We start from the raw sequence: 21,884 nt of genomic DNA on the forward strand, positions 1-21,884 counted from the left end.
TCCTGAAAGCCTGCTTAGAGGAGAGAAAAAATGGCAAAAGTAATCGGTATCGATCTCGGCACCACCAACTCCTGCATAGCCATCATGGATGGCAAGGAGCCGAAGGTGATCGAGAATGCGGAAGGCGCGCGCACGACGCCTTCCATCGTCGCCATCTCGGGCGACGGCGAACGTCTCGTCGGCCAGCCGGCCAAGCGCCAGGCGGTCACCAATCCTGAAAACACCATCTTCGCGGTCAAGCGCCTGATCGGCCGCCGCTACGACGATCCGGTGACGGAGAAGGACAAGAAGCTTGTCCCCTACAAGATCGTCAAGGGCGACAATGGCGATGCCTGGGTCGAGGCCGGCGGCAAGAAGCAGTCGCCCTCGCAGATCTCGGCCATGATCCTGCAGAAGATGAAGGAAACGGCGGAAGCCTATCTCGGCGAAAAGGTCGAGAAGGCGGTCATCACCGTTCCGGCCTACTTCAACGACGCCCAGCGCCAGGCGACCAAGGATGCCGGCAAGATCGCCGGCCTCGAGGTGCTGCGCATCATCAACGAGCCGACGGCGGCAGCGCTCGCCTACGGCCTCGACAAGAAGGACGGCAAGACCATTGCCGTCTATGACCTTGGCGGCGGCACGTTCGACATTTCGGTGCTCGAAATCGGCGACGGCGTGTTCGAGGTGAAGTCGACCAATGGCGACACCTTCCTCGGCGGCGAGGATTTCGACATGCGCCTGGTCGAGTACCTGGCGGCCGAGTTCAAGAAGGAACAAGGCATCGACCTGAAGAACGACAAGCTGGCCCTCCAGCGCCTCAAGGAGGCGGCTGAAAAGGCCAAGATCGAGCTGTCTTCGACGACGCAGACCGAAATCAACCTGCCCTTCATCACCGCCGACGCGACCGGGCCGAAGCACCTGACACTGAAGCTGACGCGCGCCAAGTTCGAAAGCCTGGTCGAGGATCTCGTCCAGCGCACCATCGAACCCTGCAAGGCGGCGCTCAAGGATGCCGGCCTGAAGGCAGGCGAGATCGACGAAGTGGTCCTGGTCGGCGGCATGACCCGCATGCCCAAGATCCAGGAGATCGTGAAGCAGTTCTTCGGCAAGGAGCCGCACAAGGGCGTCAACCCGGATGAGGTCGTCGCACTCGGCGCCGCCATCCAGGCCGGCGTGCTGCAGGGCGACGTCAAGGACGTGCTGCTGCTCGACGTGACGCCGCTGTCGCTGGGCATCGAGACGCTGGGTGGCGTGTTCACACGGCTGATCGAGCGCAACACGACGATCCCGACCAAGAAGAGCCAGGTGTTCTCCACCGCCGAGGATTCGCAGTCGGCGGTGACCATCCGGGTCTTCCAGGGCGAGCGTGAAATGGCGGCCGACAACAAGGCGCTTGGCCAGTTCGACCTGGTCGGCATTCCGCCGGCGCCGCGCGGCGTGCCGCAGATCGAGGTCACCTTCGACATCGACGCCAACGGCATCGTCAATGTTTCGGCCAAGGACAAGGGCACCGGCAAGGAGCACCAGATCCGCATCCAGGCTTCTGGCGGTCTTTCGGACGCCGACATCGAGAAGATGGTCAAGGACGCCGAGGCCAATGCCGAGACGGACAAGAAGCGTCGCGCCGTGGTCGAGGCCCGCAACCAGGCCGAGGCGCTGGTGCATTCTTCCGAGAAGTCGCTGAAGGAATATGGCGACAAGGTCTCGGAAGCCGAACGCACGGCGATATCGGATGCGATCGCGGCGCTGAAGACCGCAGCCGAGGGCGACGACGCGGCCGACATCGAGGCCAAGAGCCAGGCACTTGCCGAAGCTTCGATGAAGCTTGGTCAGGCCATGTACGAGGCCTCGCAGAAGGAAGCGGCGGAAGCCGACGCCAAGGCGGATGCCGCCAAGGACTCCGACGTGGTCGATGCCGATTTCGAGGAAATCGACGAGGACGACGACAAGAAGAAGTCGGCCTGAGCCGCCCGACGGCAAAATAAAGCGGAAAGCCCGGCGTAAAGCCGGGCTTTTTTGCAACCCTCGCCGAAAAAGTGCGGGGCCTTGCCGAAAAAACGACAGAAAAGCCCGGACAGGCGCACGCCAGCACTGGCATCCGGGCGGCACCGATCCTAAATCGAGACGACGTGCCGGCAAACGACGCAACAATGCATCAAGACGTTGAGCATCCGGACAGCGGGAAAAAATGAAAGCTGATTTCTACGAAACGCTGGGCGTGCAAAAGGGCGCCGACGAGAAGGAGCTCAAGAGCGCTTTCCGCAAGCTCGCCATGCAGTTCCATCCCGACCGCAATCCCGGCGACCATTCCTGCGAGCACAAGTTCAAGGAAATCAACGAAGCCTACGAGACGCTGAAGGACCCGCAGAAGCGCGCGGCCTATGACCGCTTCGGTCACGCCGCCTTCGAGCAGGGCGGCATGAATGGCGGCGCGCAAGGCTTTGGCGCCGGCGGCTTCGCCGACATCTTCGAGGATATTTTCGGCGACATGATGGGCGGGCGTCAGCGCCGCTCGTCGGGTGGCCGCGAGCGCGGCGCCGACCTGCGCTACAACATGGAAATTTCGCTGGAAGAGGCCTTCGCGGGAAAGACCGCGCAGATTCGCGTGCCGGCCTCGATCTCCTGCTCCGAATGCTCAGGCAGCGGCGCCAAGCCGGGCACCCAGCCGGTGACCTGCTCGATGTGCAACGGCCACGGCAAGGTGCGCGCCACGCAAGGCTTTTTCTCGATCGAGCGCACCTGCCCGCAATGCCAGGGCCGCGGCCAGACCATCAAGGATCCGTGCCCGAAATGCGCCGGGCAGGGCCGCGTCACCGAGGAACGCTCACTGTCGGTCAATATTCCGGCCGGCATCGAGGACGGCACCCGCATCCGCCTGGCCAATGAGGGCGAGGCCGGCCTGCGCGGCGGGCCTTCGGGCGACCTCTATATTTTCCTGGCGGTGAAGCCGCATGAATTCTTCCAGCGCGATGGCGCCGATCTCTACTGCAAGGTGCCGATCTCGATGACGACGGCAGCGCTTGGCGGCTCCTTCGAGGTGACGACGCTGGACGGCAGCCAGACCAAGGTGAAAGTGCCCGAAGGCACCCAGAACGGACGCCAGTTCCGGCTCAAGGGCAAGGGCATGCCGGTGCTGCGCCAGCCCAATGTCGGGGATCTCTATATCCAGACCGCGGTCGAGACGCCGCAGAACCTTACCCGCCGCCAGCGCGAGTTGCTGGAGGAGTTCGAACAGCTCTCCTCGCAGGATAATTCGCCCCAATCGAGCGGGTTTTTCGCCCGCATGAAGGATTTCTTCGAATCCTTCGGCGAGCGTTGACAGAGCAGGAATGGCGCGTGGTCGGATGAAACGCGCCGAATCCCGAAGCGCGACGCCTTGCCTTGCGTCAACCAGGTGTTAAGTAGCTTGCGGGGAGCGTTGAGGAGAGCTTGCATGACACGTGGTCACGGACTGCGGAAGGCGCTTGCCGAGAAGTTCGACGACGAACTCAAATTCTTCAAGGGCTGGATCGACAAACCGAAGACGGTCGGCTCGATCGTTCCAACCAGCTCGATCACCGCGCGCAAGATGGCCTCGATCGTCAATCCCAGGTCCGGCCTGCCGGTGCTCGAGGTCGGCCCCGGAACCGGTGTCATCACCCGCGCCATCCTCGCCCAGGGCGTGCGGCCCGAAAACCTCTACGCGGTCGAATACAACACGGATTTCGTGCGCCACCTGCGCAGCCTCTATCCCGGTGTCAACGTCATCGAGGGCGATGCCTTCAACCTCAACGCCACGCTTGGCGAGCGGAGCGGGATGATCTTCGATTCCGTCGTTTCCGGCGTGCCACTGCTCAACTTCCCGGTCGCCCAGCGCATCGCCTATATAGAGAGCCTGCTTGACCGTATCCCCGCCGGGCGTCCCATCGTGCAGCTGACCTATGGCCCGATGTCGCCGATCCCGGCCGGCCGTGGCGACTATACGGTCAAGCATTTCGATTTCATCATCCGCAACATCCCGCCGACGCAGCTGTGGATCTATCGCAGGGAAGCGCATTGAGAGAGAGGGCAGTAAGGGAATAGGAAATGACGATTCAATTTCCGGACTGTTCCCTACCGGCCTATTCCCTTACTCCCCTATTCCCCGTCCAGCCGTTGATTTGGGCGGCCTCTGGCTGTACCTGTCCGGGAACAAGGATGGCCAATGGCAGTGATCCCGAGAATCCTCGTCTTCGCCGGCTCGAACCGGACGGGCGCCTATAGCGGCAGGACCGCCGACGTGGCACAGAAGGAACTTGCGGTGCAAGGCGCCGAGGTGACCCGCATTTCGCTCGCCGATTATCCCCTGCCGATCCTCGACGAGGACCTTGAGAAGGAAAAGGGCGTTCCGGAAAACGCCGTCAAGCTCGGCCGTCTGATCGCCGCGCATGACGGGTTGCTGATCGCCACGCCGGAATATAACGGCTCGATCCCGCCGCTGCTCAAGAACACGATCGATTGGGTGAGCCGCGTGCGCCGCGATGGTGGCCGGCCGGTCAGGCCGCTTGCCGGCAAGGTGGCGGCCCTCTGCTCCTCCTCCAACGGACACTTCGCTGGCATCCGCTGCATCAACCATCTGCGCGCCGTGCTGGTGCGCTGCCAGATGGAGGTGGTGACGCCGGAATGCTCGGTGCCCGACGGCGGCGACGCCTTCGCCGACGGCGGCAATTTTCGTGACGAGAGACTGCACAAATCGATGGAGCATCTATGCCGCACGCTGATCGAAACCTCGCGCATGCTGTCCACGCGGATCGAGGCGTGATCGCCGCAACCATGCAGACCCAACCCATGCAGGCCAAATCCATGCAGGAAAGACTGATCGTCGGTCTCGACGTGCCGACCGTGAGGGAAGCCGAGCAGGTGGTGCGCGAACTCGACGGTGTCGTCTCCTTCTACAAGATCGGCTATCAGCTGGCCTTCGCCGGCGGATTGGACTTCGCCAGGGAACTGGCCAGCGGCGGCACCAGGATCTTCCTCGACATGAAGCTGCTCGACATCGACCACACGGTGGCCAAGGGCGTCGAGAACATCGTCAAGATGGGCATGACCATGCTGACCATCCACGCCTATCCGAAGGCAATGCGCGCGGCGGTGGAGGCGGCACGCGGCAGCGACCTTTGCCTGCTCGCCGTCAGCGTGCTGACCTCGATGGACGAGCAGGACATGATCGATGTCGGCTATGAATATGATCCGCACACGCTGGTGCTCAGGCGCTCTGAACAGGCGCTGCACGCCGGCATGGGCGGCATCGTCTGCTCGGCCGCCGAAGCCGAAGCCGTGCGCCGCATCGTCGGACCCGACATGGCGGTGGTGACGCCCGGCATCCGGCCGGCGGGCAGCGACCATGGCGACCAGAAACGCGTGGTGACGCCGGCGCAGGCGATCCGCAACGGCGCCAGCCATCTTGTTGTGGCTCGGCCTATCGTCGCGGCGGCCAACCGACGCGAGGCGGCCGAAGCCATTCTGGAAGAAATGCGCTCGGCCTGAGGACCAGTTCCAACTCTGCTCCCACGGCGCTCTGGCGGCGTTTTCCGCGCTTCCGATGCTCACCCGCTTTGGGTACGCTGCGCTTGTCACCCTACGGTGACCCAAGAATACCACGAGCCGTCTCGGAGCGATTCTTAAGACCGGTCCTCGCTTGACGGACAGAAACTCGGAGAAAAAGCATGCCCAAGGGATATTGGATCGCCCGCGTCGATGTGCGCGATGCCGAAGGCTACAAGGACTATGTCGCCGCTTCAAAGCTGGCCTTCGACCGGTTCGGAGCGAAATTCCTGGCGCGCGGCGGCGCGCATGAAAAGGCCGAAGGGCCAGGGCGCGGACGCAACGTGATCATCGAATTCGAATCGCTCGCGGTCGCGCATGACTGCTACCACTCACCCGAATACCAGCGCGCGGTCGCCATTCGCCAGAAGGTCGCCGACGGCGAGATCGTGCTGGTCGAAGGCATCTGAGGCCCCATCCCGTCAGAACGGGAACCGGGAATGATCCGGGCGAAGTCATGAAGGCGAGCCCCGTGCTTGGCCCAAGGGCGGAGCACCCACTCCGTGTCCCTACGTGTAGTCCTTGACGTTGTCAGCCAGCCATGCGGCTTGGCCGACGACCCGCCGGAGCCGTTGGGCGGCAATGAGGACGGCGCGCTAGCCATCCGGCAATCGACATCAGCGTCCGAATAGCCTCGTCGAGCAAGGCGAGGCGGAATGGTTGACGATTGACATGCAGGTATTTACCTGCATATTGTGACCCACAACAGATTGAGACCGATGGACGCCGACAAGGTTTTCAAAGCGCTGGGCGACCCGACACGCAGACGGTTGCTTGACCTTCTCTGCGAGAAGAACGGGCAGACGCTCGGCCAGCTTTGCGAACATCTGGACATGGCAAGGCAATCCGCCACCCAGCACATCGACCTCCTGGAGGCGGCCAATCTGGTGAGCACGGTCAAGCGCGGCCGCGAGAAGCTGCACTTCATCAACCCGGTGCCGCTGCACGAAGTCTACGAGCGCTGGGTGCGAAAATTCGAACGGCAGCGGCTCAGCCTGCTGCACGACCTGAAGCAAGAACTTGAAGGAGAGGGCCAATGACCCGAGAGACGACCAGTTTTGTCTACGTGACCTACATCCGCTCGACGCCGCAAAAAGTGTTCGAGGCCATAACCAAGCCCGACATCGCACGGCGCTACTGGGGTCACGAGAACGTCTCCGACTGGAAGGCGGGATCGAAATGGGAACATATCCGCGCCAATGACGAGCGCACCGTCGAACTGGTCGGCAAGGTCGTCGAAATCGAGCCTCCGACCCGTCTGGTGATGACCTGGGCGAACGCCTCGCAGGCCGACGACCCGTCGAAATACAGCCGGGTGACGTTCGGCATCGAGGAATACGACACCATGGTGCGGCTGACCGTCACCCATGACGAACTCGAAGCCGGCAGCGGCATGGCGAAAGGCATCAGCCAGGGCTGGCCGGCCGTGCTGTCCAGCATGAAATCCTTCCTCGAAACCGGCAGCGGCATCGACCTTTTCGCCAAGCCGAAATCGGCCTGACGTGCCGCGATATCGCGCGGAACCAGGCCAACGGAGAACGACAATGACCAAGCGCTATAGAGGCGGCTGCGCGTGCGGCGCCATCCGCTATGAGACCAGCGGCGAGCCGATCTTCCAGAACCATTGCCAATGCCGCGATTGCCAGAGGCGCGCGGGCACGGGCCACGGGTCCTATCTGACCTTCGGCCGGCGCGCCGATATGGCGATTACCGGCGACGCGAGCACCTGGCGGGTGGCCGCTGACAGCGGCAACGAAAAGGTCCACGCCTTCTGCCCGACCTGCGGAACACCGGTCTACCTGACATTCGTCGCCATGCCGGAGCTGATCGCCGTTCCCGCGGCCAGCCTCGACGACCCCGGCGATTTCAAGCCGCAGGCCATCACCTACACGATCCGCGGCCATGGCTGGGATACCGTCGATCCTTCCTTGCAGGCATTCGAGCGAATGCCTACGGGATAGCCCGGTGCAGTCCGGCTAAGTCACCGTCGAATGCCCGTCGCTGGCCAGCGCTTCCGCCTGGTGGCGATGCCCGAGCGTTTCGTAGCCGACGACGGTGACGGCCGGCGCCAGCATCAGGATCACGAGGCAGACCGCCATATCGACACCGGCAAGCGCGGCGAGGATGGCGAGCGCCACGACCGCCGCTGTTGCGACCAGCAGCCAGATGTGGAACGGGTCGAAGCGCCTGACGAGATAGGTGTAGAGCGCATAGATCGCCGCCAGGAAGACACTGACGGGAATAGCGGTGGCAAGCAGCGTCGCAAGCGGACCGACATGCGCCTTGTGCTCGATGAAATAGGCCGCGACATGCAGGCCGGCGCCGGTCGCGACGATGGCGGTGACGATCAGCATCTGGCCATAGCCCCAGACGAAAGCGCGGTTGCGGTGGGCGTGCAATATCGGCGCGGAGGGCAGCATGTAATAGACCCACCACATGCCGAAGGTGAGCCCGGTGCCGGCGATGCAGACCAGGGCCGCATCCAGGGACCAGCCCTGTTCCTCAACCACGGCCGACAGGCTCGCGAGCGTGCCGACAACCCCTTCCCCCAGCGCGATGATGGCGAACAGGCTGTAACGTTCGGCCATGTGGTGCGCATGCCACGGCGTGCCGCCATCCCTGCGTTCGGCAATCACCGGCCCCGCCAGTTCGATGAGGCCGAGGATGACGGCCAGTATGATGCTGGTGCCGACCGGGAAATCGACAACGATCTGTACCACCCAGCCGATCTGGGCAACCGCGATTGCCTTGGCATAGGTAACGCAGGCGCGGCGCCGGGCGGGATCCTGTCTCGCGGCACGCAACCACTGGAAGATCATGGCCACCCGCATGATCACATAGCCCAGCACCATCACCGAATTGTCGAGATGCTCGCCGTGCTCGATGGAAGCGAACATGCGCGGCAGGCCGACGGCCAGCACCAGCACGCCGATCATCTGCACCATGGTGACGAGGCGGAAAACCCAGTCGTCGGTGTCATAGGCCGAGGAGAACCAGGAGAAATTGATCCAGGCCCAGCAGATGGCGAAGCTGGCGAAAGCAAAGCCGAGCAAGGCCGAGGTGTAATGGCCTTCGGCCAGTGCGTGGGCTAGCTGCGAGGAGGCAAAGCTGAACGCCGTCACGAAGGTCAGATCGAACAGAAGTTCGAGCGGGGTGGCGACACGATGCCCTTCATGCGGATCGCGGCCGGTCATGCGCCTGATGTGATGGTGCAGGGTTTCAGGGATGACAAGCGTGGTGTTCATCGCGCGACCTTGGCAAGAGTAAGTTGTCAAGCCGACACTAAGGGCAGAGCGGGACGCGTCAAGGCGTGCAGCCCGCGCCACACGCCGTCAAGTTCGGCGGTTTCGGCGGTGCGGTCTAAATCAGGCGCTTCTGGCCGATCAGCCGGCTCGCCGCGGTTTCGGCCATGGCGTCGGCAAGCTCCAGACCCCACTGCTGGCGGCAGTAGGCGCGGAAATCGAAGCAGGGCAGGCCGGGGCAGACCTCGAATTCGATCAGATGCACCGTGTCGTCCGCCTCGACGCGCAGGTCGACGGAAAACACGTCGCGCAGACCAAGCCCGCTGATCAGCCGCCCGGCGATCGCACGAATCCTGGCGTCGGCGACGGGTTGAAGGTCGGCGACGGCAACCAGTTCCGGTTCGGCATAGAGTCCTGCCGCCTTCGCGGCCTCGCCGGTTTCACCGTAGAGCGCCAGACTGTCCGCCATGGTCTGGAAATCGCCGCCCGAATCGACAAAGGCAATGCCGAGCGCTTCGGTGCCGGTTTCCGGCGTCAGGCCGAGGAAGCTGGCGCGCACGTTGCGGCCGGCAACATAGGGCTGGACGACGACGTCGTCACGATAGGCGGCGAAGACGCGCCGGCTAAGCTCCAGCGCGTGACTGAGATCAGCCGCACGCGAATCCGGCCAGATGCCGATCTTGGCTCCCAGCCGGTTTGGCTTGACGAACCAGCCGGCGGCGGATGCCGGCGGCTCGACCAGCCATTTGCCATCCCGGGCAAGACCGGCCTGCGGCACTGGCAGGCCGAGCGCGCCGAGCACGGCACCGGAACGGAACTTGTCCTGGCAGAGTGCGAACAACGAATCGTCGGCGCCGATGGTCCTCAATCCCTTGAGCCTGGCCAGCGCGGGTGCGGCGCCGCCACGGAAATAGGCGACGCCGTCCGACAGCGTCCAGACCAGCGTGTTCTCCGCATCCCCGCCGTCAAGCGCTTGGACAGCATCGTCGAGTGCCACCGGACTAAAGGCGAGACCGCGCGCCTCGCAGGCGGCGGCAAGCGCACCGAATTCGGGGGCAAGATCAGTCGACTGCGCCAGGTAGGACGAGATTTCAGCGGCACGCTGCGGTGGGTGGCCGTCGGCGATCAATCGGTCGAAGCAGGCCTTTTCCGGCTCGTAGACAAGGATCAGCTTTGGCTTGTGGCTCGACATCAGATGAACGGTTCCTGGAGCATGATGCCGAAAAGCGTGGAGCGGTTTTCGGACGACGTCACGCTCTATCTCTTTGATCTATAGCCGGATTCGGATTTCAGGCCGATTCGACCTGAAATCACCCGGCTCTGGCGGTGCGATCGCCTACCATCGCACGGCCAATGCAAACGGCTTTCGCGAAACCGACCCACGCCGGACGCCTGCGCGACAACACCGCCGGCAGCAGCGCCGATCGTCCAGTCGGTTCAGGCTATCAGCACGCGCGGCTCGAACCGGCCATTGACGGGAATGTCGAGCAGGAAAGTCATGCCGCCTTGCAGGTCGAGCAGGCGCTGCTTCTCACTCTTGCCCGACCAGGCCGACGTGACCGCCAGGCGATCGGCGTTCTTGCCGACGAAGGCCGGACAGGATGGCTGTGTCACCGGCATGGCGACCGTGCGGACGAGCTTGCCGTCGGGTCCATAGGCCTCGATGACACTCCCGCCCCAGACGGCATTCCACAGGATGCCGTCGCGGTCGAGCACCGAACCGTCGATATAGCCCTTGGCAGAACGGTGATCGACGAAAATCTTCGGCTCGCCCGCCGGCAGGCCGGTCGCCGGGTCGCAGGCGACACGCATCAGCAATCCGGTCGATGTGTCGGTATAATAGGCAAGCGCGCCGTCGGCGGAAAAGCAGATCGAATTGGAGACGGTGATATCCGAAAACAGGCGGCGCAGTTCGCCCTTGAAGAACCAGTAGATCGAGCCGGCGCCCTTTTCCTCGCCCTTGCCCATCGTGCCGGTCCACAGCGCACCGCAGGGATGGACGCGCGAATCGTTGGAGCGGGTGACCGGATTGTCGGCTTCGATCGGCGTGTGCAGCGTCATCTTGCCGCTCGTGACATCGCGGACATGAAGTCCGGTCTCGGTGGCGATCAACTGCCGCTTGTCGTCGATGATGGCAATGGCGCTCGCCATCTGGCCGAGTTCATGGACCTTGGTTGCGCCGCCGGACAGCTGCTTCTCCAGAAGCTGGCCGTTGACGATGTCGAACCAGAACAGCGCATCGGTGGCGGGATCGTAGCTTGGTCCTTCGCCGAGTTGGCATACATGGTCGGAAAAAACAGAAACGATCGCCTCAATCATCATGCGTCTCCGAACACCGCATCCCAGGCCGTGACGGCGGCGTGCGCACGCACTGCCACATCGTCGACGCTCATGCCGGGCTTGAACAGGCTGGAGCCGAGGCCGAAGACCGTGACCCCGACCGCCTTGTAGCCGGCAAAATCCTTTTCCGAAACGCCGCCGACCGCGCCAACCAGGGTCTGTGCCGGCAGCACGGCCCGGATCGCCGAAATACCGCCCGCCCCGAGCACGCTCGCCGGGAAGAATTTCAGGGCCGAAGCGCCCAACCGGATCGCCTGGAAAGCCTCGGTGGGCGTGAACACGCCGGGCATCGTCACCATGCCGTAGTGCATGGCACGCGCCATCACCTCGGCATCGATGTTGGGGCTGACCAGGAGCCGCCCGCCGGCCTGGTGCAGGCCGTCGACATCGGCCGCCGTCAGAACCGTGCCGGCGCCGACCAGGGCCGACTTCGGCAGCATTTCGACAATCCTGGCGATCGATGAGAAAGGCTCGGGCGAGTTCAGCGGCACCTCGATCGCCTCGATGCCGGCATCGAACAGCGCCTGCCCCATGGCAATCGCCTCAGTGGGCTTCAGGCCGCGCAGGATGGCGACCAGTCCGCGCTTGAGTTTCGGAAAGGCTGCGGTCTCGGTCATGCCAAGGCTCCGGTTGTGGCGATCATGCCGTTCTCGCGCGCGGCCTCGATCAGGCCGGCGCGCACCGCTTCATCCGCATCGACCGTGCGGAAGGCAAGTCCTGCAAGGTCGAGCGCTGCCGAATAGAGCGAAGCGAGCACGCCGGACGCGATCAGCACGATCGGCGCATGGCCGGCGCCATAGCGGCGCTTCGCCGAGGCGATCTCGCCGCCGATCAGAAGCCCTGACAGGCAGGCCGACGCATCCTGCGACCGCAGGTCCTGAAGGAGCCCGGCGGCACGGATGGCAAACAGCTTCGAGGTGACATCGCCGCCCTCCCCAAGCGCCCGTTCGCACCATTGCCGGAAGAATGGGTTGTCGACCGTCACCGGAGCCGGATGCTCGCCCAGCGAATGCTTGAGGATGGAATGCGCCGATAGTACCGAGAACAATTCGCCCGTCGGCCAGGTGCCGAAGCCGGCGACCGCGCCGTCCTCGACCACGACCCATTTCGAGTGCGTGCCCGGCATGCAGGCGAGATGCCGCCCCTTTGCCGGCAAACCAGCGCCGGCAAGCTGTGTTTCCTCACCGCGCATGACATCCGGCGCGTCAGCCAGACGCTGGGCGAGGCCCGGCACGATGCGGATGTCGCGGCGCCCGTCCTCGATGCGGACCGCACCGCGCAGGATGGCGCCGATCGGCGCCGGCACGGACACATAGGGCGCCTCGATCCAACCCTGGCGGGAACCAGCCATGCCGCAGATGATGACGGGCAATTTTTCCGGTGCTCCCATGGCGCCAAGGTGACCCTCGAGGACGTTGGAGAACCCTTTTTCGCGCGCCGTGATCAAGCCATCATCGCCGCGACGCTCCGCCAGCACCTTGCCGCTGCCGTCAATGAGCCATGCCCGAAGCCGGGTCGTGCCCCAATCGAGCGCCGCGACCGCGGGAGCCTTGCTGGCTGGGCTCACAGGAAGCCTCCGTCGACGATCAGCATTTGCGCCGTCAGCATGCGCGACGCGTCCGAGGCCAGGAACAGCACCGTGCCGACCATGTCGTCCGGACGCATGACGTCCTTGATGCACTGCTTGGCGACATGGGCGGCAAGCGCCCCTTCGGTCACCCAGCGTTCCTGCTGCCGTTCAGTGATCACCCAGCCGGGCGCGACGGCGTTGACGCGGATACGGTCGGGTCCGAGCTTGCCGGCCAGGCCCTTTGTCAAACCGAGGATGCCCGCCTTGGCGGCGGTGTAGGCCGGCATGTCGGGGTGGTTGATGAGGTAGGATGTCGAGGTGAAATTGATGATCGAGCCGCCGCCGGCCCGCTTCATGCCCGGCGCCACCGCCTGCGCGGTGAAGAAATGCGGCCTGAGGTTAATCGCCTGGTTGTTGTCCCAGAACTCCACCGTCACGTCCTCGATGGCATGTCGCTCGTCCCAGGCGGCATTGTTGATGAGCACCGTGACATCGCCATGCGCCTCGGCCGCCTTGGCCGCCGAGGCCCGCAGCGCCTCGATGTCGCGCAGATCGGCCTTGAGGTAGAGCGGCCGCCGGCCGAACTCCTTCTCGATGCGGTCGGCAAGCAGCGTGCTCGGGCCGTCGGCGATGTCGATGAAGGCGACGTTGGCGCCCTGGCGCATAAACCCCTCGGTCAGGGCCGCGCCGATCCCGGACCCGCCGCCGGTGATCAGCACCGAGGCTCCCCTGAGGTCGGCAAAATCCGCCGATGGCATCATGTCTTTTCTCTCCTCGCGCATGACCCCGAAAATCGGATCGATTTTCGGAAGGGCTCATGTGCAAACCAAAACTGCTGCAGCGTCCTTTACGCGTGCTGAAGGACGCGTGGCGCTGCAGCCTAACCGGCGCGCATCCTAGCCACGCAAGTCGCGCGGGCAAGGGCGAAAAGCTGGATTTGGGGGCTTATGTCAGACAAAACGACAATGCGCCGCATTCGGCGCGATGTCGCGATGGTCGGCCGAACAGAGATCCCGGTCAGATCGCCTTGGCGCGCAAGGCGCCCCGGAAGGAATCGCGGAGATAGCCGAGCGTGGCGTCGGCATCGACCGGCCTGCCGAACAGATAGCCCTGCCCGCCGGCGCAGCCGAACTGGACCAGGCGGTCGGCCTGCGCTTCTTCTTCGATGCCTTCGGCGACCACGTCCATGCCGAGCCCCTCGCACATGGCCAGAATGGCGCGGATGATGTGTTCGGACGGCCGGTCATCGAGAATGGAGGAGACGAAGGCGCGGTCGATCTTGAGCTTGTCGAAATGGAATTCGCGCAGGCGGCCGAGCGAGGACTGGCCGGTGCCGAAATCGTCGAGCGAGACTCGGATGCCGACGCGGCGCAGATCCTCGACGATCTGTGCCGCCGAGGCCGGATCGTTCATCAGGCCGGTCTCGGTGATCTCGATCTCGAGGCGGCGCGGGTCGAAGCCGGTGCGGTCGAGGATCGCCAGTATGTGCAGGCCGGTGTTCTGGTCGACGAGCTGCGAGGGCGAAAGGTTGAAGGACAGGAACAGGTCATTCGGCCAGCTCCTGGCCGCCTCGGTCGCCTTGCGCAGCACCAGCTGCGACAACGGGCCGATGATGCCGCGTTCCTCGGCGATGGGGATGAAGACCGTCGGCGGCACCGCGCCGAGGTCGCGATCGGTCCAGCGCGCCAGCGTCTCGAAGCCGATTGTGCGACGCGTAGTGAGATCGACGATCGGCTGGAAATGCGGCTCAACCTCGCCGGCCGAGACGGCACGGCGAAGCGCCTGCTCGATGCGGGTGACGCGCTTGGCCGCCTCTTCCATCTCACGCGTGTAGACGACGACCCGGCCCCGGCCAGAGCGCTTGGCGTGGTAGAGCGCCGTTTCGGCCTTGTTGATGAGGATCTCGGTGGTCTCGTCGCCGGAATAGAACAGCGAGCAGCCGACCGAGGCCGACAGCCTGGCGGTTCGTTCGCCGACATCATAGGGCGCCGACAGGATCTCGATCAGCATGCGGGATTTTTCCGCCGCCGCCTCCTCCGAGAACACCAGCGGATAGAGGAAGGCGAATTCGTCGGCGCCGATGCGGCAGACTGTCGAGTGGCCGTCCATCGAGGCGCGCAGCCGCATGGCGACCTGGATCAGGATGTCGTCGCCGGCCTTGTGGCCGAACAGGTCGTTGATCGGCTTGAAGCCGTCAAGGTCGAGAATGCCGACGGTAAACGGCGCGGGATCGTCGGCGCGGTCGCTGATCAGGCGATCGACCTTGTCAAAGAAGCGGCGATGGTTGCCAAGCCCGGTCAACGGATCGGTGAAGGCCAGATCCGTGCTCTCCCTGCTTGCCTGACCGGTGCCAAACGGAGTTTGCATCGGTGTCCCTGTTTTTTGACGTCGGAATTTATTTCCGAGACTGGCAGCAAACCCTTTAGGAAACGTATCCTGAAAACCAATTTTTCGCGGCCGGCGCATGATCCCGGAAAATGGATCCGGGTTTCACCGGCGATCTTGCCCAGACAGACAGCCGGATGCCTTCGGGAGGCCGACCACAAGGAGCATCAGGCCATTGTTTTCACGCGGATTTTCAGCTGCTTGATTTGACGCGGTAGAGTTCAAGTGGCGTGCCACGGGTTCCCGCCACCGGCTCCAGCCAGTCCGGGACGCTGCCGCGCATCAGCCCGGCCAGGAAGCCGTCCGGCGCCTTGGCCGCGAACAGCCGGCTTTCCGCGTTGCCGCGGCAGAGCGCGACAAGGCCGACATGGTGGCTTTCGACGATGGCTTTCGCGTCGGCGGCCGAGCCCAGCAAGGCATCGAACACGAGCAGGTTTCCAGCGACGTTGCGATGGTAGGGACCGGCGAAAACGCGATGACCGGTGAAGGCGAGGATCGGCGAGCCAAGATTGGAGATGGCAAGGACCGTGGTGGGGGGCATCGTGCCGAGTGCCGCGAACGAAGCCTTGCTGTTGCAGGGCGCATCGGTGCTGGCATCGCTGGCGGGTGCACCGGTCTCGAAGGCGTTCGATGCGGCTTGAGCGGCGCCCGACCAGATCGCATTGACCGAGATCAACCAGGCCGCGGCCATCCTGAGCATCGAGCCGCTGGACGGGCTGGTCTCGGCCTGCTGCCGCCATTTGGCGATCCAGGCCGAAAGCGGGATCACCGCGAAGGCAATGGAGAAGGTCGAGCCGCGTACTTCCCAGGCGCTGACCAGGACCGCAACGATCAGCAGCGCGCCGACGAGGCTGTCCTGCCGCCGCCAGCCGCCATGGCTGAAGCGAAGCGCCATCAGCACAATCGCCACCAGCGGCGTGGCAAAACGCGCCACCACCCTGGCCGGGTCATCGGAGACGAGCTGGACGATCGACTGCGCCTCCTCGATATGGCCGAGCCACATCTGCTGCAGGCGCGGGTCGAGATGGGCATAGGGCGCCGCCAGGCATTGCGGGAACAGCAGAACCACGACCAGAGCGAGCGTGACGGCAAGCAGGCCAAGCGAGGTCAGGCGCCGGGCAGCCGTTGCGTTGGCGGCCCTCAGGGAGGCGATGACAGCCAAACCAGCTCCGGCAAGCCCGGTGACCGCGAATTGCACGACCGAGAATGTGTCGCACTGGGCCTGGCCCCAGGATGAAACAGGGATGGTGGTGACGAAGACAAGGGCCGAGACGCCGGCGACGCCGAGGCCGAAATCCCTGGCGATCAGCCTTTCGGCATCACCCGCGGCGAGAAACAGCAGCGCGACGACCGCGCCGAGGGCTCCGGCATAGGGAGCGCTTTCCATGCCGATGGCCAGTGTCAGCGTCGCGCAGATGCCCGCGACAAACGCGGCCGATCGGCGCGTGGGTGCCTCAAGCAGCAGGGCGAGGCTCGCCAGGGTCAGCATCAGCTGGACATTGTGATGATCGAGCGCGCCGGGCGAAAAAATGCCGATGTAGTACAGGGCCGCGCCACCAACGACGGCGGCGGGCAGCACCGCGTGTGCCCCGGCGAAGGCGCGCGCCGCGCGGATGATGAAGAACATCGCGAGAAAGAATTGCAGGGTAGGCCAGACTATTTGCACGATCTGTTCGGCCAGGGAGGTGCTGCCCGTCAAGACCGAAACGGCGAGGATCGCAAGCGCCAGCGGCGCGTCGAGCAGCCGCGACCAGTGCATGACGAAGCCGCCTTCCAGCCCCATCCTGTACTGGTGCAGGTCGAACCAGCCCTGGCCGGCCAGCAGATCGCGGACCTCGACCAGTTGCAGCAGGCTGTCATTGTCGCCCGCCGGATTGGCCAGTTGCGAGAACCCGGCACAGGCATTGAGGACCAGCAGCAGCAAGGCGGCGAGCAGCGCGAACGCGATATCGGACTTCCCTGCGGAAGTTCCCCTTGCTGTGCCCATCCCGATCGCCCTTGGCGGGAATGCCGGGCCTTTCCAGGCCAATCGACACTCATGAAGTCGGTCTTAAACCTAGCCTTAACGGCTTCAATAAATAGTAAAACCGCCTGGATGAGGCCGGTTTCCGGCGTGCGGCCGTGTGGTCGACAAGGCATTCGGAGACGAAAATGCCGCAAGACCACGAACCTGTCATCGCCGTGCTCCTGCCTTGCTACAATGAGGAGCCGACCATTGCCGAGGTGGTGCGGCGGTTCCGCGAAGCGCTGCCGGCCGCCACCGTCTATGTCTATGACAACAATTCGAAGGACCTGACGGCCCTGCGCGCCCGAGCCGCCGGTGCCATCGTCGTGCGCGAGCCGCGCCAGGGCAAGGGCAATGTGGTGCGTCGCATGTTCGCCGACATCGATGCCGACATCTATCTGATGGCCGATGGCGACGGCACCTATGCGCCCGAGGACGCGCCACAGCTGATCAACACACTGCTGACCGAACGTTCCGACATGGTGGTGGGCACCAGGCGCGGCGTCGCCGACGATGCCGGACGGGCCGGCCATGCTTTCGGCAACCGTGTCTTCAACGGACTCTACAAATGGCTGTTCGGCAGCGATTTCACCGACATCTTCTCCGGCTACCGCGTCTTCACCAGGCGCTTCGTCAAGAGCTTTCCAGCCGTCTCCGGCGGCTTCGAGATCGAGACCGAAATGTCGGTACACGCCTCGCAGCTCAAATTGCCGGTCAGCGAAATCGCGCTCGACTATGGCCGCCGGCCGGTCGGGTCGTCGTCGAAACTGTCGACCTTTGGCGACGGCGCCAGGATCCTGTGGATGTTCGCCATGCTGATGAAGGAGACGCAGCCGCTGCGCTTCTTCGGCGCCTTTTCGCTGTTCTTCCTGGCCTCGAGCCTCTTCCTGATGGCGCCGGTGCTGGTCGAGTTCGCTGAAACCGGCCTTGTCCCGCGCATCCCGACCTGGGTGCTGTCGGTCGGTTTGCTGCTCCTGTCCATGCTTGCGGCGGTGACCGGGCTGATCCTTGATTCGGTGTCGCGCGGGCGGGCCGAACAGAAGCGCATCTTCTATCTCTCCATGCCTTCGGGCCGTGCCGAGCGGCGCACCAGCGCGATCGCGCCCGCCGCGGCAAAGGTCGCGCCGGGCAAGACACCCCGGGCAGCCTGAGGCGGTGAACCGCCTCGTCCGCTTCGTTTTTGCCGGCGGAACCGGTTTCGTCGCCGACGCGGCGGCACTCTGGCTGCTGCTCAGTTTCACGCCGCTCGGGCCCTTCGCCGCCCGCGTGCTGTCGATAGGCTTTGCGCTCTGCGTCACCTGGCAGATCAACCGGCACCTGACCTTCGCGCCCTCGCGCCGCGGCATGGCACGAGAAGGCGCCCGCTATGGCGGCGTCGGCGTCGCCACCAGCATCGTCAACTACCTCGTCTATTCCGCGATCCTGCTCGCGCTGCCGGGAGCGCCGCCGCTTGCCGCCCTCGCCATCGCCTCGCTGGCCGCCATGGCGCTGTCCTTCCTCGGCTATTCCAGACTGGTCTTCGACCGTTGAAGCAGGTCGCCCAAAAGTGGCTCCGGTTTTCGGACAACGACATGCATGAAACCGAGATCTAAAGCGCGTCGCAAGGATGCGCTTTAGATCGCTGGCCCGATTGGCAGAAGGCGCCGCGACCCTTATATCGCTCTCGTCGACTGCGCTGGGGACCTGCCATGAAGTTGAAAATCGCCGTCCAGATGGACCATATCTCCGCCGTGTCGATCGCCGGCGACACGTCTTTCGCACTGTCGCTGGAGGCACAGCGGCGCGGTCACCAATTGTTCCACTATACGCCCGACCGGCTGTCGCTGCGCGACGGCAAGGTATTTGCCCGCATCGAGGAGATGCAGCTGCGCGATGAGAAGGGCAATCACTACTCGTTGGGCGACAAGGTGCGCACCGATCTCTCCGAAATAGACGTCATCCTGCTGCGCCAGGATCCGCCCTTCGACATGAACTACATCACCACCACACATATACTGGAGCGCATCCATCCGAAGACGCTGGTCGTCAACGACCCGGCCTGGGTGCGCAACAGCCCGGAAAAAATCTTCGTCACCGAATTTTCCGACCTGATGCCGGAAACGCTGATCACCAAGGACCCGCTGGAGGTGGCCGCCTTCCGCAAGGAGTTCGGCGACATCATCATCAAGCCGCTCTACGGCAATGGCGGCGCCGGCATCTTCCATCTGCTGGAGGCCGACCGCAACCTCGCCTCGCTGCTCGAAATGTTCGGCCAGCTTTTCCGCGAGCCCTATATCGTGCAGCGCTACCTGAAGGAAGTTCGCAAGGGCGACAAGCGCATCATCCTGATCGACGGCGAGCCGGTCGGCGCCATCAACCGGGTACCGGCCGAACACGATTCCCGCTCCAACATGCATGTCGGCGGACGCGCCGAGAAAACCGAGCTGACGGAACGCGAGCGCGAGATATGCGCCCGCATCGGACCATCGCTCCGGGAACGCGGCTTCATCCTGGTCGGCATCGACGTCATCGGCGACTACATGACCGAGATCAATGTGACGTCGCCGACCGGCGTGCGCGAGGTACAGCGTTTCGGCGGCGCCGACATTGCCAGCCTGTTCTGGGACGCGGTCGAGGACAAGCGGAAGTAAGCGTTTTCATTTTGTCTTAACCATGTTCCGCTTTTGCAACCGGACGCAGTTCGGCTGCAACCCCAGCGATTGCCTGTTCCCGTAATGTTCTTGATTTGGCCGGGAAACTGTGATTGTCTCGCCAAAGGGCCGTTCCTGGCCTGATCGCAAGGGCTGGGGCCAGCCCGTATCCGGGGTGGGAAAATGGTGGCGCGGGTTCGCACGGTCGCTTTCCAGGGCATCGAGGCCGTGCCGGTCGACGTGCAGGTGATGATCGCGCCCGGCAAGGTCGGCATGCAGATCGTCGGCCTGCCCGACAAGGCGGTGGCCGAAAGCCGCGAGCGCGTGCAGGCCGCGCTTCATGCGTCGGGCCTGTCGATGCCGTCGAAGAAGGTGACGGTCAATCTGGCGCCGGCTGACCTGCCCAAGGAAGGCAGCCACTACGATTTGCCGATCGCGCTCGGGCTGATGGCAGCCCTTGGCGCCATTCCGGGCGACATGCTGGCCGGCTATGTCGTGCTTGGCGAACTCTCGCTCGACGGCACGATCGCCGCTGTCGCCGGCGCCTTGCCGGCGGCGATCGGCGCCAATGCCGAAGGCAAGGGGCTGATCTGCCCGTTCGCCTGCGGGCCGGAAGCGGCGTGGGCCGGCAAGGACTTCGACATTTTGGCACCGCGCAGCCTGATCGCCATCGCCAACCATTTCCGTGGCACGCAGGTGCTGTCGCGGCCGGAGGCCGGCATCCACGCCTCGGCGCGCGACCTGCCCGACCTTGCCGACATCAAGGGCCAGGAGACGGCCAAGCGGGCGCTGGAAGTGGCGGCGGCGGGCGGCCACAATCTCTTGATGGTCGGCCCGCCCGGATCGGGCAAATCGATGCTGGCGCAGCGGCTGCCGTCGATCCTGCCGCCGCTGGCGCCGAAGGAATTGCTGGAAGTCTCGATGATCGCCTCGGTGGCGGGCGAGCTTGGCGAAGGCAAGCTGACCGACCGGCGGCCGTTTCGCGCCCCGCACCACTCGGCCTCGATGGCGGCGATGGTCGGCGGCGGCATACGCGCACGGCCGGGCGAGGTGTCGCTGGCGCATCACGGCGTGCTGTTCCTCGACGAGTTCCCCGAATTCACACCGCAGACCCTCGATGCGCTGCGCCAGCCGCTGGAGACCGGCGACTGCATGATCGCGCGCGCCAACCACCGCGTCACCTATCCGGCGCGCATCCAACTGGTGGCGGCGATGAACCCGTGCCGCTGCGGCATGGCCGGCGAGCCGGGCTATCGCTGCCTGCGCGGCGAGCGCTGCCGCACCGACTACCAGGCGCGCATTTCCGGTCCGCTGCTCGACCGCATTGATCTCAGGATCGAAGTTCCCGCGGTCTCGGCCAGCGACCTGATAAGGCCGGACCGGGCGGAGAAGAGTGCAGCGGCGGCGCTGCGCGTGGCACGCGCCCGCACCTTGCAACGCGAGCGTTTCGAACGGCTCGGCGTGACCAGCGCCACCACCAACGCGCATTGCGCGCCGGCCGTCATCGAAGACATCGCCATGCCCGACGCCGCCGGCCTGTCGCTGCTCAGGGACGCCAGCGAGAAACTCGCCTTCTCGGCGCGGGCCTATCACCGCGTGCTGAAGGTCGCGAGAACGCTGGCCGATCTCGACGCCAGCGAAACCGTCGGCCGCATCCATCTGGCCGAGGCGATTTCCTATCGCATGAGCTCGGAGCGGGTGGCGCAGGCGGCGTAAATGCCACTGCCATCGAGCCACTTTCGTCCTTCTAGCCTTTAAGTTGCAGTGTTCAGAGCGTTTTTACTTGGCGCCCAGGATGAGGCACGCGCCAGTTGCGACGATGACCAGCCCTGTAAGGCCATGCATGCCGAAGGCGAGGGCGCGGTTTCCCCGCGAACGGAGGACTGTCACCATGTCGCCAAACGCGATGAGGCTTGCGATGAGCATGAATTCGCCGAGCAGGCGCGGCGAGCCATTGGCCATGAGCAGGATGACAAAAAGGCCCGACGCGATATCGCGCGTGCCCTTCACGGACAGCCACGCGGCAAATCCTGTCGATGACGGGGGTGAACCGGCAATGCCGAAGTCCGCCGAAGCGGCGTGAGGAGCCCACCAAAAGCGTGCACCGAGGAACATAATTGCGGCCGCGATCAGGCCGGAAAGCACATATCCAGTTTGTAGCATGGCAA

Annotated in this window: 22 protein-coding genes; 13 read left to right on the forward strand and 9 right to left on the reverse strand. The window is 64.4% G+C overall.

Annotated features, from left to right (window positions below):
• The first annotated feature begins 30 nt into the window (after window positions 1–30).
• The 9 genes from dnaK (at window position 31) to EB231_RS03810 (ending at window position 7,505) form a co-directional block, all read left to right on the forward strand.
• Window positions 31–1,947 carry a molecular chaperone DnaK gene (gene dnaK, locus EB231_RS03770; RefSeq protein WP_056573851.1) on the forward strand — a complete coding sequence of 639 codons (1,917 nt, stop codon included), beginning with the start codon at window positions 31–33 and terminating at the stop codon, window positions 1,945–1,947.
• A gap of 223 nt (window positions 1,948–2,170) precedes the next feature.
• Complete coding sequence (gene dnaJ, locus EB231_RS03775; RefSeq protein ID WP_172347654.1) at window positions 2,171–3,301, forward strand: molecular chaperone DnaJ; 1,131 nt, start codon at window positions 2,171–2,173, stop codon at window positions 3,299–3,301.
• Between the two features lie 114 nt (window positions 3,302–3,415).
• Window positions 3,416–4,021, forward strand: coding sequence for a phospholipid N-methyltransferase PmtA (gene pmtA, locus EB231_RS03780; protein ID WP_172347655.1), 606 nt, complete (start codon window positions 3,416–3,418; stop codon window positions 4,019–4,021).
• A gap of 144 nt (window positions 4,022–4,165) precedes the next feature.
• On the forward strand, window positions 4,166–4,762 hold the full coding sequence (locus EB231_RS03785; RefSeq protein ID WP_172347656.1) for an NADPH-dependent FMN reductase: 597 nt from the start codon (window positions 4,166–4,168) through the stop codon (window positions 4,760–4,762).
• A 26-nt stretch (window positions 4,763–4,788) separates the two neighbouring features.
• Complete coding sequence (pyrF, locus tag EB231_RS03790; protein WP_445299312.1) at window positions 4,789–5,487, forward strand: orotidine-5'-phosphate decarboxylase; 699 nt, start codon at window positions 4,789–4,791, stop codon at window positions 5,485–5,487.
• Between the two features lie 179 nt (window positions 5,488–5,666).
• Complete coding sequence (locus tag EB231_RS03795) at window positions 5,667–5,954, forward strand: DUF1330 domain-containing protein (RefSeq protein WP_056573865.1); 288 nt, start codon at window positions 5,667–5,669, stop codon at window positions 5,952–5,954.
• 309 nt (window positions 5,955–6,263) lie between these two features.
• On the forward strand, window positions 6,264–6,584 hold the full coding sequence (locus tag EB231_RS03800; RefSeq protein ID WP_056573871.1) for an ArsR/SmtB family transcription factor: 321 nt from the start codon (window positions 6,264–6,266) through the stop codon (window positions 6,582–6,584).
• Complete coding sequence (locus EB231_RS03805) at window positions 6,581–7,045, forward strand: SRPBCC family protein (protein WP_172347657.1); 465 nt, start codon at window positions 6,581–6,583, stop codon at window positions 7,043–7,045. Before EB231_RS03800 ends, EB231_RS03805 begins: the two co-directional genes overlap by 4 nt.
• 43 nt (window positions 7,046–7,088) lie before the next feature.
• Window positions 7,089–7,505 (forward strand): GFA family protein, encoded by a 417-nt coding sequence (locus EB231_RS03810; RefSeq protein ID WP_172347658.1) that lies wholly within the window; start codon window positions 7,089–7,091, stop codon window positions 7,503–7,505.
• 15 nt (window positions 7,506–7,520) lie between these two features.
• Here EB231_RS03810 and EB231_RS03815 read toward each other — a convergent pair whose 3' ends face one another.
• The 8 genes from EB231_RS03815 to EB231_RS03850 form a co-directional block, all read right to left on the reverse strand.
• Window positions 7,521–8,789, reverse strand: coding sequence for a low temperature requirement protein A (locus tag EB231_RS03815; protein WP_206681891.1), 1,269 nt, complete (start codon window positions 8,787–8,789; stop codon window positions 7,521–7,523).
• A gap of 115 nt (window positions 8,790–8,904) precedes the next feature.
• Entirely contained in the window at window positions 8,905–9,978 is a 1,074-nt protein-coding gene (locus tag EB231_RS03820; protein WP_172347659.1) for a D-alanine:D-lactate ligase-like protein, read from the reverse strand.
• A 245-nt stretch (window positions 9,979–10,223) separates the two neighbouring features.
• On the reverse strand, window positions 10,224–11,105 hold the full coding sequence (locus EB231_RS03825; protein ID WP_172347660.1) for an SMP-30/gluconolactonase/LRE family protein: 882 nt from the start codon (window positions 11,103–11,105) through the stop codon (window positions 10,224–10,226).
• Window positions 11,105–11,743 carry a 2-dehydro-3-deoxy-6-phosphogalactonate aldolase gene (locus EB231_RS03830; RefSeq protein ID WP_172347661.1) on the reverse strand — a complete coding sequence of 213 codons (639 nt, stop codon included), beginning with the start codon at window positions 11,741–11,743 and terminating at the stop codon, window positions 11,105–11,107. Before EB231_RS03830 ends, EB231_RS03825 begins: the two co-directional genes overlap by 1 nt.
• Window positions 11,740–12,693, reverse strand: a complete 954-nt coding sequence (locus EB231_RS03835) for a 2-dehydro-3-deoxygalactonokinase (RefSeq protein WP_172347662.1) — start codon at window positions 12,691–12,693, stop codon at window positions 11,740–11,742. The genes EB231_RS03830 and EB231_RS03835 overlap by 4 nt, the downstream gene beginning before the upstream one ends.
• Window positions 12,690–13,457, reverse strand: coding sequence for an SDR family NAD(P)-dependent oxidoreductase (locus EB231_RS03840; RefSeq protein ID WP_172347663.1), 768 nt, complete (start codon window positions 13,455–13,457; stop codon window positions 12,690–12,692). The genes EB231_RS03835 and EB231_RS03840 overlap by 4 nt, the downstream gene beginning before the upstream one ends.
• Window positions 13,458–13,713: 256 nt before the next feature.
• Window positions 13,714–15,063, reverse strand: coding sequence for a putative bifunctional diguanylate cyclase/phosphodiesterase (locus EB231_RS03845; protein ID WP_172347664.1), 1,350 nt, complete (start codon window positions 15,061–15,063; stop codon window positions 13,714–13,716).
• A 211-nt stretch (window positions 15,064–15,274) separates the two neighbouring features.
• On the reverse strand, window positions 15,275–17,068 hold the full coding sequence (locus EB231_RS03850) for a GtrA family protein (protein ID WP_172347665.1): 1,794 nt from the start codon (window positions 17,066–17,068) through the stop codon (window positions 15,275–15,277).
• 164 nt (window positions 17,069–17,232) lie between these two features.
• Between EB231_RS03850 and EB231_RS03855 the strand changes: the two genes are divergently transcribed.
• From EB231_RS03855 to EB231_RS03870, 4 genes are all read left to right on the forward strand, one after another.
• Window positions 17,233–18,237, forward strand: coding sequence for a glycosyltransferase (locus EB231_RS03855; protein ID WP_172347666.1), 1,005 nt, complete (start codon window positions 17,233–17,235; stop codon window positions 18,235–18,237).
• A 4-nt stretch (window positions 18,238–18,241) separates the two neighbouring features.
• The gene (locus EB231_RS03860; RefSeq protein ID WP_172347667.1) at window positions 18,242–18,616 is read left to right on the forward strand and encodes a GtrA family protein; all 375 of its coding nucleotides are present in this window, start codon (window positions 18,242–18,244) and stop codon (window positions 18,614–18,616) included.
• 158 nt (window positions 18,617–18,774) lie between these two features.
• Complete coding sequence (gshB, locus tag EB231_RS03865; protein ID WP_172347668.1) at window positions 18,775–19,716, forward strand: glutathione synthase; 942 nt, start codon at window positions 18,775–18,777, stop codon at window positions 19,714–19,716.
• A gap of 183 nt (window positions 19,717–19,899) precedes the next feature.
• Window positions 19,900–21,432: a YifB family Mg chelatase-like AAA ATPase gene (locus EB231_RS03870; protein ID WP_172347669.1), complete on the forward strand. Its 1,533-nt coding sequence runs from the start codon at window positions 19,900–19,902 to the stop codon at window positions 21,430–21,432.
• A 63-nt stretch (window positions 21,433–21,495) separates the two neighbouring features.
• On the opposite strand, the gene EB231_RS03875 is transcribed toward EB231_RS03870, so the two are convergent.
• Window positions 21,496–21,879 (reverse strand): DUF4267 domain-containing protein, encoded by a 384-nt coding sequence (locus tag EB231_RS03875; protein ID WP_172347670.1) that lies wholly within the window; start codon window positions 21,877–21,879, stop codon window positions 21,496–21,498.
• Window positions 21,880–21,884: the final 5 nt, after the last annotated feature.

Origin of the sequence: Mesorhizobium sp. NZP2298, assembly GCF_013170825.1 — a bacterium.
In the GTDB taxonomy this organism is placed as follows: Bacteria; Pseudomonadota; Alphaproteobacteria; order Rhizobiales; family Rhizobiaceae; genus Mesorhizobium.

Coding starts and splice junctions, on each gene's coding strand:
- EB231_RS03810 (WP_172347658.1), top strand. CDS start 7,089: ATGACCAAGCGCTATAGAGGCGGCTGCGCGTGCGGCGCCATCCGCTAT.
- gshB (WP_172347668.1), top strand. CDS start 18,775: ATGAAGTTGAAAATCGCCGTCCAGATGGACCATATCTCCGCCGTGTCG.
- EB231_RS03840 (WP_172347663.1), bottom strand. CDS start 13,457: ATGATGCCATCGGCGGATTTTGCCGACCTCAGGGGAGCCTCGGTGCTG.
- EB231_RS03830 (WP_172347661.1), bottom strand. CDS start 11,743: ATGACCGAGACCGCAGCCTTTCCGAAACTCAAGCGCGGACTGGTCGCC.
- EB231_RS03845 (WP_172347664.1), bottom strand. CDS start 15,063: ATGCAAACTCCGTTTGGCACCGGTCAGGCAAGCAGGGAGAGCACGGAT.
- EB231_RS03805 (WP_172347657.1), top strand. CDS start 6,581: ATGACCCGAGAGACGACCAGTTTTGTCTACGTGACCTACATCCGCTCG.
- EB231_RS03815 (WP_206681891.1), bottom strand. CDS start 8,789: ATGAACACCACGCTTGTCATCCCTGAAACCCTGCACCATCACATCAGG.
- EB231_RS03820 (WP_172347659.1), bottom strand. CDS start 9,978: ATGTCGAGCCACAAGCCAAAGCTGATCCTTGTCTACGAGCCGGAAAAG.
- dnaK (WP_056573851.1), top strand. CDS start 31: ATGGCAAAAGTAATCGGTATCGATCTCGGCACCACCAACTCCTGCATA.
- EB231_RS03870 (WP_172347669.1), top strand. CDS start 19,900: ATGGTGGCGCGGGTTCGCACGGTCGCTTTCCAGGGCATCGAGGCCGTG.
- EB231_RS03850 (WP_172347665.1), bottom strand. CDS start 17,068: ATGGGCACAGCAAGGGGAACTTCCGCAGGGAAGTCCGATATCGCGTTC.
- dnaJ (WP_172347654.1), top strand. CDS start 2,171: ATGAAAGCTGATTTCTACGAAACGCTGGGCGTGCAAAAGGGCGCCGAC.
- pmtA (WP_172347655.1), top strand. CDS start 3,416: ATGACACGTGGTCACGGACTGCGGAAGGCGCTTGCCGAGAAGTTCGAC.
- EB231_RS03785 (WP_172347656.1), top strand. CDS start 4,166: ATGGCAGTGATCCCGAGAATCCTCGTCTTCGCCGGCTCGAACCGGACG.
- EB231_RS03795 (WP_056573865.1), top strand. CDS start 5,667: ATGCCCAAGGGATATTGGATCGCCCGCGTCGATGTGCGCGATGCCGAA.
- EB231_RS03875 (WP_172347670.1), bottom strand. CDS start 21,879: ATGCTACAAACTGGATATGTGCTTTCCGGCCTGATCGCGGCCGCAATT.
- EB231_RS03855 (WP_172347666.1), top strand. CDS start 17,233: ATGCCGCAAGACCACGAACCTGTCATCGCCGTGCTCCTGCCTTGCTAC.
- pyrF (WP_445299312.1), top strand. CDS start 4,789: ATGCAGGCCAAATCCATGCAGGAAAGACTGATCGTCGGTCTCGACGTG.
- EB231_RS03825 (WP_172347660.1), bottom strand. CDS start 11,105: ATGATTGAGGCGATCGTTTCTGTTTTTTCCGACCATGTATGCCAACTC.
- EB231_RS03800 (WP_056573871.1), top strand. CDS start 6,264: ATGGACGCCGACAAGGTTTTCAAAGCGCTGGGCGACCCGACACGCAGA.